General features: G+C 61.5%; 12 protein-coding genes. 8 read left to right on the top strand and 4 right to left on the bottom strand.

Features of this window, described 5'->3' with window-relative positions; genetic code table 11:
• The first annotated feature begins 127 nt into the window (after positions 1-127).
• The 6 genes from gcvP to NQ050_RS03985 all read left to right on the top strand — a co-directional run bounded on the left by gcvP (position 128) and on the right by NQ050_RS03985 (position 7,433).
• Entirely contained in the window at positions 128-3,019 is a 2,892-nt protein-coding gene (gene gcvP, locus NQ050_RS04010; RefSeq protein ID WP_257037998.1) for an aminomethyl-transferring glycine dehydrogenase, read from the top strand.
• A gap of 32 nt (positions 3,020-3,051) precedes the next feature.
• Positions 3,052-4,200 (top strand): glycine cleavage system aminomethyltransferase GcvT, encoded by a 1,149-nt coding sequence (gcvT, locus tag NQ050_RS04005; protein ID WP_257037997.1) that lies wholly within the window; start codon positions 3,052-3,054, stop codon positions 4,198-4,200.
• A 109-nt stretch (positions 4,201-4,309) separates the two neighbouring features.
• Complete coding sequence (gene gcvH, locus NQ050_RS04000; protein ID WP_257037996.1) at positions 4,310-4,696, top strand: glycine cleavage system protein GcvH; 387 nt, start codon at positions 4,310-4,312, stop codon at positions 4,694-4,696.
• A gap of 54 nt (positions 4,697-4,750) precedes the next feature.
• Positions 4,751-5,512, top strand: a complete 762-nt coding sequence (gene lipB, locus NQ050_RS03995) for a lipoyl(octanoyl) transferase LipB (protein WP_257037995.1) — start codon at positions 4,751-4,753, stop codon at positions 5,510-5,512.
• A gap of 31 nt (positions 5,513-5,543) precedes the next feature.
• Positions 5,544-6,602, top strand: a complete 1,059-nt coding sequence (gene lipA / locus NQ050_RS03990; protein ID WP_257037994.1) for a lipoyl synthase — start codon at positions 5,544-5,546, stop codon at positions 6,600-6,602.
• 45 nt (positions 6,603-6,647) lie between these two features.
• A complete protein-coding gene (locus NQ050_RS03985; RefSeq protein WP_257037993.1) occupies positions 6,648-7,433 on the top strand; it encodes a DUF4191 domain-containing protein in 786 nt (261 codons plus the stop codon).
• A gap of 15 nt (positions 7,434-7,448) precedes the next feature.
• Here NQ050_RS03985 and NQ050_RS03980 read toward each other — a convergent pair whose 3' ends face one another.
• Entirely contained in the window at positions 7,449-7,922 is a 474-nt protein-coding gene (locus NQ050_RS03980; RefSeq protein ID WP_257037992.1) for an RDD family protein, read from the bottom strand.
• Between the two features lie 220 nt (positions 7,923-8,142).
• Here NQ050_RS03980 and glnA point away from each other — a divergent pair, with 220 nt between their 5' ends.
• On the top strand, positions 8,143-9,579 hold the full coding sequence (gene glnA / locus NQ050_RS03975; protein ID WP_257037991.1) for a type I glutamate--ammonia ligase: 1,437 nt from the start codon (positions 8,143-8,145) through the stop codon (positions 9,577-9,579).
• 253 nt (positions 9,580-9,832) lie between these two features.
• The gene (locus NQ050_RS03970; protein WP_257037990.1) at positions 9,833-10,693 is read left to right on the top strand and encodes a DUF1206 domain-containing protein; all 861 of its coding nucleotides are present in this window, start codon (positions 9,833-9,835) and stop codon (positions 10,691-10,693) included.
• On the opposite strand, the gene NQ050_RS03965 is transcribed toward NQ050_RS03970, so the two are convergent.
• From NQ050_RS03965 to NQ050_RS03955, 3 genes are all read right to left on the bottom strand, one after another.
• The gene (locus tag NQ050_RS03965; protein ID WP_257037989.1) at positions 10,694-11,359 is read right to left on the bottom strand and encodes a type II CAAX endopeptidase family protein; all 666 of its coding nucleotides are present in this window, start codon (positions 11,357-11,359) and stop codon (positions 10,694-10,696) included.
• Positions 11,360-11,481: 122 nt separating this feature from the next.
• Positions 11,482-12,252 (bottom strand): class A beta-lactamase-related serine hydrolase, encoded by a 771-nt coding sequence (locus NQ050_RS03960; RefSeq protein WP_257037988.1) that lies wholly within the window; start codon positions 12,250-12,252, stop codon positions 11,482-11,484.
• 10 nt (positions 12,253-12,262) lie between these two features.
• Complete coding sequence (locus NQ050_RS03955) at positions 12,263-12,976, bottom strand: VIT family protein (RefSeq protein WP_257037987.1); 714 nt, start codon at positions 12,974-12,976, stop codon at positions 12,263-12,265.
• Positions 12,977-13,143 lie beyond the last annotated feature (167 nt).

The raw sequence follows: 13,143 nt of genomic DNA, 5'->3' as shown, positions 1-13,143 counted from the left end.
CTTTTCATACCAACATCCGATTGTGGAACAAACAGGGGTGATTATCGATGTGGCATGTCCGGGGTTAGTCCTATAATCGCGTGCAGAAACCAAAAGACCCGTACACCCATTTGGAGCGGAACAACTCATGTCGCTTTCCTCAGCATCAGCAGCATCAGCAAGCTACCTCAGCCGGCACATCGGCCCTGACCGCACAGAGCAGGAGGTGATGCTCAAACGCATTGGCTTTTCCAGCCTGCAGGACCTGGTAGCCGCTGCAGTCCCAGCGGACATCAAAGATGCCAAGGCCCCATACCTGGGCGAGGCTTTGAGCGAAGAGGAGTCTCTGGCAAAGCTGCGTAATTACGCCAAGCAGAACGTGGTGCTCAAGGCGTTTTACGGCCAGGGATTCTATGCCACCAACACTCCCCCAGTAATTCGCAGGAATGTTGTGGAAAACCCCGCGTGGTACACCGCCTACACCCCGTATCAACCGGAGATTTCCCAAGGCCGTCTTGAGGCCCTCCTCAACTTCCAGACCATGGTGGCGGAGCTCACCGGACTCGAGGTAGCAAATGCTTCCCTCCTCGATGAAGCCTCGGCTGTCGCAGAAGCCGTGGGGCTCATGGCACGCACCAACAAGAAAGGCCACCGGGTGGTGCTTGACCAGCGCCTCCACCCACAAGTGTTGGCAGTGGCTGCGGAGCGGGCCCGCGCAACTGAACACGAAGTGGAAATCGCGGACCTCAGCCAGGGCCTTGTTGGCGATGACCTCATTGGCGTAGTGCTGGCCTACCCCGGCACCGAGGGCGACCTCATGGATATCCGCCCACTTATCGAGGACATCCACTCCCGCGGCGGCCTTGCCACCGTGGTCACCGACCTCCTCGCGCTCCAACTTCTCACCTCCCCCGGCGCGCTCGGCGCAGATATCGCGGTTGGTTCTTCCCAGCGTTTCGGCGTGCCGCTGTTCTTTGGTGGCCCTCACGCGGCTTTCATGAGCGTGCATGACAAGTTGAAGCGCCAACTACCCGGCAGGATCGTGGGCGTCTCCGTGGATGCCGCGGGCTACCCGGCGTATCGCCTGGCTCTACAAACCCGCGAGCAGCACATCCGACGCGAACGCGCTACCTCGAATATCTGTACTGCCCAGGCATTGCTGGCAGTGTGCGCCTCCATGTATGCGGTGTGGCATGGCCCCGAAGGCCTGAAGCGGATTGCTCTGCACGTGCACGGGCTGGCCGGTGCCTTTGCTCAGGCGTTGAAGTCCAGCGACTTCTCGCTGGCGCATGAAGACTTCTTTGACACGGTCACCGTACTGACCCCCGGCAAGGCTCAGGAAATCACCGACGCCTTGGCCGAGCAGGGCTACCTGGTGCGCCCAATCGGCGCAGACAAAGTTTCCGTGGCCTTTGGTGAGTCCGCGAATGAGCAAGACGTGGTCACCCTCGCCGCTGCCTTTGGCGCCAAGGTTGAGGTGGAGGATGTGCGTGCAGCCGCTGAGCGCTCCTTCATCCCCGAGACGCTCGCCCGCACCGAGGCCACACTCACCCACCCGATCTTTACTTCCGTGCACTCGGAAACTCAGATGCTGCGCTACCTGCGCAAGCTCGCGGATAAAGACCTCGCATTGGATCGCACCATGATCCCGCTGGGCTCCTGCACCATGAAACTCAACCCAACCGCGGGTATGGAACCCATCACCTGGCCAGAGTTCGCCAACATCCACCCATACGCCCCCGCGAGCCAGACCAAGGGCTGGCAGCTCCTCATTGAGGAACTGGAAGGCTGGCTTGCCCAGATCACCGGCTACGCAAAGGTGTCGGTGCAGCCAAACGCGGGTTCCCAGGGCGAACTCGCAGGACTACTGGCAATCCGCCGCTATCACCTCTCCCGCGGTGACCATAACCGCGACATCGTGCTTATCCCGCAGTCCGCGCACGGCACCAACGCAGCCAGCGCCACCTTAGCCAACCTGAAGGTAGTTGTGGTTGCAACCGCCGCCGATGGCTCCATTGATGTGGCCGACCTCGATGCCAAGTTGGAAAAACACGGCGAGCACGTAGCTGGCATCATGATCACCTACCCCTCCACCCACGGTGTGTATGAGGACACCGTGCGCCAGGTGTGCGCAAAAGTGCATGAGGCCGGCGGACAGGTCTACATCGATGGCGCAAACCTGAATGCTCTGGCAGGAATCGCCCGCCCAGGACACTTTGGTGGCGACGTCTCCCACCTCAACCTGCACAAGACCTTCACCATTCCGCACGGTGGTGGCGGCCCAGGCGTGGGGCCAGTGGCAGTGGCCGAACACCTGGTGCCATTCCTGCCCGCGGACCCGGTAGCCACCGACCCAACAACGGCAATCGGCGCGGACTCTGGTGTCCCGATCTCCTCCACCCTCTACGGTTCCGCAGGCGTGCTTCCCATTTCCTGGTCCTACATCGCAATGATGGGCGGCGAAGGCCTCGCTCAAGCCACCGCCAGTGCAATCTTGGGCGCCAACTATCTAGCCCATGAGCTACGCGACTCCTTCCCAGTCCTCTACACCGGCGCACAGGACTTGGTTGCACACGAGTGCATCCTGGACCTGCGCGCACTGACTGACGCAACCGGAGTGAGCGCCGCCGACGTAGCCAAGCGCCTCATCGACTTCGGCTTCCACGCGCCAACACTCTCCTTCCCCGTCGCAGGCACCCTCATGGTGGAACCCACCGAATCTGAAGACTTGGCGGAATTGGACCGTTTCATCGAGGCAATGCGCACAATCCGCGCAGAGATTGCGGAAATTGAACGCGGGGAAATCGCGCACGACGATTCCGTGTTGGCCCACGCCCCATTCACCGCCGACTCCGTCTCGGCTGATGAATGGCCATACGCCTTCCCCCGCTCCAAAGCCGCGTTCCCCGTGCCCGGGCTGCACCACACCAAGTACTTCCCACCGGTGCGCCGCCTTGATGAGGCATACGGTGACCGGAACTTCGCCTGCTCCTGCCCTCCACCGGAGGCATTCGAGTACCACGAAAACGACCCAGTGTAGGCCCAGACGCCCCAACTTTGAAAGGTATCCACATGACTGACGTTGCATCCCAGGGAGCGCTGCGCCGCTCCCCCTTGCACCAAGAACACGAGGCCCTCGGCGCTACCTTCACCCCCTTCGGACAGTGGGACATGCCACTCAAGTACGGCTCCGAGCTGGAGGAACACCGCGCAGTTCGCACCACGGTAGGGCTTTTTGATCTCTCCCACATGGGTGAAATCAGGGTCACCGGCGCCCAGGCCGGTGAGTTCCTGGACTACGCGCTGATCTCACAACTTTCCAGCATCAAGGTGCACAAGGCGAAGTACTCGATGATCGTCAACGAGCAAGGTGGGATCATCGACGACCTCATCTCCTACCGCCTCGGTGAGCAGGAATACCTAGTGATCCCAAACGCGGGCAACGCGGAGACTGTATTCGCTGCATTCAACGAGCGCGCCGCAGACTTCCGCGCACAGGGCAACGACGTGCAGGTAGCAGACGAATCCGCAGAGACCGCACTCATCGCCGTGCAAGGGCCACAGGCGGAGGCGCTGCTGCTCACCCTCGCACCGGAAGCCCACCACGCAACCATCACGGACATGGGCTACTACGCCTGCGCCCCCGCACACATCGCAGGCCACGACGTGCTGTTGGCCCGCACTGGATACACCGGTGAAGACGGCTTTGAGCTCTACATCGGCAACGCGGACGCCCCAGACCTTTGGCAGGCAATCTACACCGCTGGACAGGCAGAAGAGTTCGGTCTGAAGCCAGCGGGCCTCGCTGCACGCGACTCCCTACGCCTGGAGGCCGGCATGCCGCTGTACGGCAATGAACTCAGCCTGGACCACACCCCCTTCGATGCCGGCCTCGGAGTACTCATTGGCAAGAAGAAGGAAGGTGACTGGGTAGGCAAGCTCGCCCTCGAACAAGCACCAGAAAGCGCCCGCGTGCTCGTTGGCCTCACCTCCGAGCAGCGCCGCGCAGCACGCGCAGGCGCGGATCTGCTGAATCAAGATGGCCAGGTGGTGGGTACGGTGACGTCGGGACAGCCCTCCCCGACCTTGGGCATTCCGGTGGCGCTCGCCTACGTTGACCGCGCGCTCAGTGAGCCCGGCACCGAGCTGATCGCCGACATCCGCGGCAAGCAATACCCGTTCACCGTGGTAGCACTGCCGTTTTACTCCCGCAGCAAGTAGCACAAGCGTTATCATTGCTTGCAGCACCAACCCGTTGCGCCAAAAGGTTCCAGCCTCGTGGCGCAACGGAACAAGATTTGAAGAAAATTGATGAAAGGTAGCACGTCGCATGTCCCTTCCTGAGAACTTTGCCTACTCCGAAGACCACGAGTGGATCAACGCAACCGCCGAAGAAGCAGCCGGTAGCACCGTCAAGGTAGGCATCACCTCCGTGGCCGCCGACCGCCTGGGCGAGGTAGTCTTCGCAGAACTACCCGCCGTTGGTGACACCGTAGAAGCCGGGGAAACCTGCGGCGAAGTGGAATCCACCAAGAGCGTTTCCGACCTCTACTCCCCCGTCACCGGCACCGTCACCGCCGTCAACGAGGCAGTGCACGACGACTACGCCGTGATCAACAACGACCCATTCGGCGAGGGCTGGCTGTTCGAAGTCTCCGTGGAGTCCGTAGGCGAGCTCATGACCGCCGAAGAGTACGCAGAGGCAAACGGCGTCTAGCCTCGTCTCACAGCCCGCGCGGCGGAAACAAGTAGCAGGAGTATGTTGGTTGATATGACAGCTCCACGCGACCCCTTCTTCCCCAAGGAACTCTCCATCCGGGAACAGACCGCGCCTCCTGAAATCCACAACCTCGGCGAGGTGGGATACCAGGAGGCATGGGACCTGCAAGCGGACTTGGCAGCCAAGCGGGCGGCGGGGGAAATCGGGGACCAAATCCTGGTCCTCCATCACCCCAGTATCTACACCGCGGGCAAACGCACCCAGCCCGAGGACATGCCCACCAACGGCCTCGAAGTGATCACCGTTGACCGTGGCGGCAGGATTACCTGGCACGGGCCCGGGCAGCTCGTGGTGTACCCCATCATCAAACTCGCGCAACCGATCGACGTTGTGGACTACGTCCGGCGGATCGAGGAAGCCCTCATCCACGTGGTCCGGCAGGCCGGCATCCCTGACGCAGGGCGCGTGGACGGCCGCTCAGGCGTGTGGGTGCCCGGCAAACACGGGGCGCCGCACCGCAAAGTCGCAGCTCTGGGCATCCGAATTACCCGGGGAATTACAATGCACGGCTTGGCGTTGAACTGTAACAATACGCTCGAGTTCTACCAGCACATCATCCCCTGCGGCATCACGGACGCAGGAGTGACCACGCTGAGCGATGAGCTTGGGCGTGAAGTCACCGTGGAAGAGATGTCCGCCCCAGTGGTCAACACACTCTTGCGCACCCTTTCCGGTGAACTCCAGGTGGCGGACCACAGCTTTGACTCCGCCCCCGACCCCACAAAAGGCCTGCGCAAAAAGCAGGGTGTTTAGAAAGCCAGAAACAATAGGTAGGGTGCATACCGTGACTCAAGGACCTGAAGGACGCAAGCTCTTGCGCGTGGAAGCGCGCAACTCCGAAACCCCAATCGAGAGTAAGCCTCGCTGGATTCGCACCTCCGTGAAAACGGGCCCCGAATACCAGGACATGAAGAAGAAAGTCTCTGGTGCCAGCCTGCACACCGTGTGCCAAGAAGCTGGCTGCCCCAACATCCACGAGTGTTGGGAATCGAGGGAAGCAACCTTCCTCATTGGCGGTGCAAACTGCTCCAGGCGCTGCGACTTCTGCCAAATCAACACCGCTAAGCCGGAACCATTGGATACCGACGAACCACGCAGGGTTGCTGAGTCGGTTCGTGAAATGCAACTGAACTACTCCACCATCACCGGTGTGACTCGCGACGACTTGGAAGACGAGGGCGCCTGGCTCTACGCCGAGGTGGTCCGTAAAATCCACGAGCTCAACCCACACACGGGCGTGGAAAACCTCACCCCGGACTTCTCCGGAAAGCCCGACCTTCTCCAAGAGGTGTTCGAGGCCCGCCCAGAAGTGTTTGCGCACAACCTGGAAACCGTGCCGAGGATCTTCAAGCGAATCCGCCCGGCGTTCCGCTACGAGCGCTCCCTGGACGTGATCCGGCAGGCCCGTGACTTCGGTCTGGTTACCAAATCCAACCTCATCCTGGGCATGGGTGAAACGGTTGAGGAGGTGCAGTCCGCACTGCGCGACTTGCGCTCCGCAGGGTGCGACATCATCACCATCACCCAATATCTGCGCCCCGGCCCCCTGTTCCACCCCATCGAACGTTGGGTGAAGCCAGAAGAGTTCATCGAGCACCGAGACTACGCCTACGAACTCGGCTTCGGCGCCGTGATGTCCGGCCCATTGGTGCGCTCCTCCTACCGCGCAGGCAAGCTTTACGCGGAGGCACTCGAGGCGCGCGGCGAGCAACTGCCGGAGCACCTCAAGCACCTCGCCCAAACATCCCAGGGAAGCACCGCCCAAGAGGCGTCCACCCTGCTGGAAAAGTACGGCCCCTCCGAGGAGACCCCAGTGGTTGCCTCCACCGCCGGGCGCGGATAAGTGGCAATTGCGTGAGTGCGTGAGCAAAAGGCTAAGGTTGTAGCCATGGCAGATGCGAAGAAACAGGCTGAAAAAGCCGCAAAGAAAGAGGAGCGCGCACAGAAGCGTGCCAGCCGCCGCAATACTTGGTCGCAGGTGTGGCAGGCGTTCCAGATTCAGCGCAAGCAGGACAAAGCGCTGGTCCCCATCATGCTGGCCTGCGTTTTAGGTACGGCGTTGGTGTTCTTCGGCATCGGCACCTTCTGGGGTGGCCGCTGGTTCATGCTGATCCTCGGCGCCGTGCTGGGTGCCACCATCGCAATGTGGGTGTTCTCCCGCCGCATGCAAAATGCCGTCTATAGCCAAGCCGAAGGCCAAGTGGGTGCCGCGGGCTGGGCGCTGGATAACCTGCGCTCCGGCTTCGGCGTTGCCTGGCGCACCAAGACCGGCCTGGACATGACCCCACAGATGGACGTGCTCCACCGCGTGGTGGGCGTGCCCGGCGTGATCCTGGTTGGCGAAGGCGACAAGAACCACCTCAAGCCACTCATCGCGAAGCAGCGCAACCGCCTGAAGAAGCTCGCACCAGGTGTCCCCGTTGAGGTCATCCACGTGGGCACCGAGGAAGGCGACGTTCCTCTGAAAAAGCTGCAATCCACGCTCATGAAGATGCCTCGCAACTACAAGAAAGATGAGGTCTACACCATCGCCGCACGCATCGAAGCGATGGACAACCTCCCCGGTGCCGGCGCCGGTGCCGCACTGCCCAAGGGTCCAATTCCAAAGGGCGCCAGGGTCTCCGGCATGAATCGCCGCGCCCGCCGCGTCAACGAGCGCAATAAGCGGGGCTAGACTCCACGAGGCTCATTAGCCACGAACAGTAGAGGTGCCGGTGGCCCGGTCATGAATTCCGCGGCCATCGGCATCAACCAGTACTGCAGGGAAAATCAGCGCCGTACCCACGGTGCGCGCACACGCCCGCCAGAACCCAACGCGGGCGCTGGGCACGTCGATACGCGCCACCCCCATCCCCAGCAAAGCCTGGCCGGGTGTGCGTGCGAACAGTGTGACGCTCACGATGCCCAGGATAATGAACAGCATGTACACGATGGTGGACACCCCGCCGAGCGCCCCCGTGAACGCGTGGATGAGGTAGGCAAAGCCCAGGCAGATGACCCAGTCGATGGCCACGCCGCACGCACGACGCATCACCGACGCCAGCGAACCCGGACCCTCCTTCGGCAGCCCCAGCGCCTCACCCGGCCAACGTGAAGGCTGGCCTTGGTCGAACTGTGCGGGGATCTGCGGGCCGTCAAGCCAACTGCGTTTAGGTTTGCTCATGGGTTCTCACTTTACCCAACTTCCCAAGGCTTTTCGACGCACCCAAGGCCCACAGGTTTACGGGGGTTGAACTGGGAGTTTCGGGAGGCTCGGTGATTTTTTTGATAGCTCGATAGAAAATGAGTTACAATGCAATCACTCACGTGGGAATCGTGGCAACCATCAAGTTGGCCAGCCCCAAAGCGGCGCGGCCAATGCTTTTTACTTTTAGGAGACAATCGTGGCATTCAAGACCGCTGAAGATGTCATCAAGTACATCAAGGATGAGAATGTAGAGTTCGTCGACGTCCGCTTCACCGACGTCCCAGGCATTGAGCAGCACTTCTCCATCCCTGCACACATGCTCGACGAAGACGCCATCGAGGAAGGCCTCGCATTCGACGGCTCCTCCGTCCGCGGCTTCACCACCATCGACGAGTCTGACATGAACCTCCTGCCAGACCTCGCCACCGCGGTTGTTGACCCATTCCGCAAAGCAAAGACCCTCAACATCAAGTTCTTTGTCCACGACCCCTTCACCCGCGAGCCTTTCTCCCGCGACCCACGCAACGTTGCCCGCAAGGCCGAGCAGTACCTCAGCGCAACCGGCATCGCCGACACCTGCTTCTTCGGCCCCGAAGCCGAGTTCTACCTCTTTGACAAGGTCCGCTACTCCACCGAGATGAACGCCGGCTTCTACGAGGTGGACTCCAACGAGGGCTGGTGGAACCGCGGCAAGGAATTCAACATCGACGGTACCCCGAATCTGGGCGCGAAGACCCGCATCAAGGGCGGCTACTTCCCAGTGCCACCATACGACCAGACCCTGGAAATCCGCGACGAGATGACCCGCAACCTGCTCAACGCAGGCTTCGAGATCGAGCGCTTCCACCACGAGGTGGGCACCGGCGGCCAGCAGGAGATCAACTACAAGTTCAACACCCTGCTCCACGCAGCCGACGACCTGCAGACCTTCAAGTACATCATCAAGAACACCGCATTCCAGAACGGCCAGGTTGCCACCTTCATGCCAAAGCCACTGGCTGGCGACAATGGCTCCGGTATGCACGCACACCAGTCCCTCTGGAAGGACGGCGTGCCACTGTTCCACGATGAGGCTGGCTACGCAGGCCTTTCCGACATCGCCCGCTACTACATCGGCGGTATCCTCCACCACGCAGGCGCTGTGTTGGCGTTCACCAACCCAACCCTGAACTCCTACCACCGTCTGGTCCCAGGCTTCGAGGCCCCAATTAACCTGGTGTACTCGCAGCGCAACCGCTCCGCAGCCGTGCGTATCCCAATCACCGGCTCCAACCCAAAGGCAAAGCGCATCGAGTTCCGCGCACCAGACCCATCGGGCAACCCCTACTTCGGCTTCGCTGCCATGATGCTCGCCGGCCTCGACGGCATCAAGAACCGCATCGAGCCACACGCACCAGTGGACAAGGACCTCTACGAGCTGCCCCCAGAGGAAGCAGCCTCCATCCCACAGGCACCAACCTCCCTGGTTGAGTCCCTCAAGGCACTGGAGGAGGATCACGAGTTCCTCACCGACAACGACGTGTTCACCGAAGACTTGATTGATACCTACATCAAGCTCAAGTACGACAACGAAATCACCCCAGTGCGCCTGCGCCCAACCCCACAGGAGTTCGAGCTCTACTTCGACTGCTAAACCCTAGGGCACTGACCCTGGTAGCCGGCTATGGCTGGCTCGGGCTGGTTTCCCCCTGGACGCCCGTCTGCTTCTCACATGTAGCGGCTGTCCAGGGGGTTTTGCTTTGTCTGCATCCTGAAGCGGCCGACACCATTGCGACGGAAACCAGGACACCTTTGCCCAAACCGTTGCACCAAGCCACCGAAGGTGTCCTGAAAACCAACCCTGCTTCGTCCCCAGCCAAGCACCCCGCCCAACTACGATGGTGGGCATGAATCCGAAGGAAGGCGGCAGGCGGGCCAAGGACCTCGCGAGCACGGCGTCGCAGGCGGCCGGTCAGGCAGCACAGAAAGCAAACAAGCATCCCGCACTCCAAGCGATGGCGCGCGTGGGGTTCGTGGTGATGGGCATGCTGCATATTGTGATCGGCTGGATTGCCTTTCGAATCGCAGCTCCTACTTCAACAGCCCCAACCAGCTCAGCCCATGAGGCCTCCAACACCGGTGCGTTGGCGATGATCGCGCAGGCACCGGGCGGTCGGGCGCTGCTGTGGGTGGCGGTTGTTGCGTTGGTTGCGTTGGCGTTGTGGCGGCTGACGGAGGTGTTCGTAGGCGCGAAGGCATCACAGAGGGCCAAGGGTGCGGCACTCGCGGTGGTGTTCCTTTCGTTGGCGCTGACAACGGGGAAGTTTGCGTCGGGCGGCGGTGCCTCCGATGAGGAGACGGCCACGAGCACCACGGCCACCCTGCTCTCTTATAGTTGGGGCGCTGCGGTGGTGGTGTTGGCAGGGCTGGTGGTGCTCGGGGTCGGTGTGTACAACGTGTGGAAGGGCGCCACGCGGGGTTTCGTGAAGGATTTGGAGCATGGGTCGAGTAGTGGCCATGTGGGTGCGGCGATCACAGTTGCGGGAGTCGCGGGGTATGTTGCCAGGGGCATCGCCTTCGCGATTGCGGGGGTGCTGGTGGTGATCGCCGGGTTGCAGTCAGATCCTGAGCAGGCGGGCGGTCTTGATGTCGCGCTGCGGACGTTGGGTGAGCAGCGCCTTGGCAGCGTCGTGTTGTGTGCCGTTGGTGCCGGCCTAGCGCTTTACGGCCTGTATTCGATTGCGCGGGCGCGCTACGTGCAGATGTAACTAGACGCTCAGCAGCGTGATGGCGGCGGTGAAGGCGATGGTGTTTTGAATGGCGTGCGCGATGGTGCTGGCCCAGAGGTTACGGTGGAACACGCGCAGCAGGCCGTAGCCTACGCCGGCCACGAACAGGCCTGGGACCAGCCAAATCATGCCGTGCAGCACGGCGAATACGAGGGCGCTCACGAAGACCGCCGCGGTGGTGCCCCAGCGAAGTTTCAGCCAGTTCATGAGCATGCCGCGGATCCAGATTTCCTCAAACAGCGGCGTGGCTATCGCAATGCCCACGAAGGCGAGCAGCAGCAAGGCGGGATGGACAACAGCCAGTTCGGCGATGGTTTCGGTGTTGGAGGTGGTGGCGTCGTCGCTGGCCAGTGAGGTCACCACGCCCTGCACCGCCACCATGCACGCCAGGATGAGCGGGTACTGCCACAGCAGGTGCAGCAGGCGGGCTGTGGGTTTGTGATAGCCGACATCAGAAAGCCGCAGCTCAAACACGCGCAGAATCACCAGCATCGCCCCGAGCATCAGCGTGGGCATCGCAAAGAGCACCAGCGCGACCACGGTCAGCGGATCGCCCACGTCACCAAACGCGAGCCTGGTCAGAACCACAACGCCCACGGTCACCGCGGCAATCGCCGCGAAGCTTAACGACGCCCACAGCGTCACCTTCCCCCAAGGCAGCTGGGGAGGTGCAGCAGAAGGTTGGGGTTGCTGCGGTCCTGGTTGGAGAAGGTAAGGGTTGTGGTACAAAGCGTTGCCTTTCCTGTGTGCTACGTGGCACCCCTACTCTACTGAGTGATCGCGACGGACCTCAGGACGTCCTCGGTGAGCTCCTCGGGAGTGCCGTAGGTGTAGGCGACGATCACATAGCCATCGGCGATAGAGGCGGTGGAATGAGCGCTGAGGTCGTCAGACCAACCGAACTTCGTGCCCAGCACGCCGGGCAGTTGGGCGGTGCCGAAGTCCTGGGGGTAGCCGTCGGCGGCGATGGGGCTCACTTGACTCAGCGCCTCCAAGATTGCCTGCCCGGTGGCATCATCTTGCACCAGGTGGATGAATCGAGCCAGGTCATTGGTGGTAGTGACCGTATTGCCCCAGTATCCGTTATAGGAAGTATCCCCCAGCCCGTAACGCTCGATCACGGCAGGGATCGCCTCGGGATATGTGGCGTCGAGCTCGTCGGCAATCGCATCATCTGAGTAGCGCAGCATCTGCAGCACTTGATCCTCGCTGCCTTCCACATGGAAGAGCACCCAAGCTCCGAGGAAGAGTTTTGCCTGTGAGAGGGCTGGGATCGGTTCGGTTGCGCCCTCGGTGGTGGCTACTTGGCCGTCGTCTTCCACGATGGAAATGATCGTGCGCGGGTCAGGGGCCGCAACGATAGATGCATAGTCTGCGGAATCCGCCGTGGTGAACAGTTCAGGGGCTTGCGCGCCGAAGTCCTCGTGCGTGGCGCTCAGCGTGGACTCCTGAGCAGGCGAGCACGCAGCAACGGCGAGCGCTGCTGCGATATACAGCCCGGCAACTTTGGGCCGGAGCCAGGGCTTGAGGCGGTTCATCTGCCCCAGATTAGACGCCAAACATCGATCCGGCGAAGTACGTAAGAATCAAACCCAAGGTGCCACCCACGACGAGGCGAAGGCTCGAACGGGCTCGCGGCGTCTTTGCCAGGACCGCGGAGAGGTAACCAGTGCAGCCCAGCGCGATGAGCGTGCACGCCGCCACCACGAAGACCTTGGTGTCCGCGGGAGCAAACATTGCGGCGAGCAGCGGCAGCAGGGCGCCCAGGGTGAAGGAAATCGCGGAAGAAATTGCGGCCGCGATGGGACTGGTGAGTTCTTCTTCATCAATACCCAGTTCCAATTGCAGGTGGGCCGCCAGCGGATCATTGTTTTGGATCTCCCGCGCACCCCTAGCTGCGGTTTCTGCCTCCATACCGAGCTTCTCCAGAATCTCCGCCAGCTCGTGGATCTCCTCTTCCTTGTAATGCTCGAGCTCGAAGCGCTCCAGCTCCACCAGGCTGCGCTCGGAGTCGCGCTGGGCGGAAACGCTTACGTATTCACCAAGCGCCATGGAAATTGCACCGGCCACCAGGGCAGCCATACCCGCGGTCAGGGTGGCGCCACGATCCGAACCGGCGGCGATCACCGCGATCAGCAGCGCGGCGACGGACACGATACCGTCGTTGGCTCCGAGTACCCCGGCACGGATCCAGTTCAGTTTTGAATTCATGCCTTGTGCGTGCGGCTCAAAGCCCTGCTCTTTGGTTCCTGCGAGTGCCATGACAGTCCCTTAGCGGTGGAAGATGGAAAAGCCTCGAAGATTGGGCTCTCTTTAGCACCAAGGTTTCCACAATACGGGGCATTTGGAAAGCAAAGTAAGGCTACAAAAACCAAGTTCAGGCTTAGTTTTTGGGGAAAAGCAGCAACGGAAAAACCCACCTCCTTCAG

This window comes from Corynebacterium sp. 122RC1, from assembly GCF_024580955.1.
In the GTDB taxonomy this organism is placed as follows: Bacteria; Actinomycetota; Actinomycetes; order Mycobacteriales; family Mycobacteriaceae; genus Corynebacterium; species Corynebacterium kozikiae.
The sequence above is the reverse complement of the archived record's forward strand: the minus strand, read 5'-3'. Positions and strand labels throughout refer to the sequence as shown.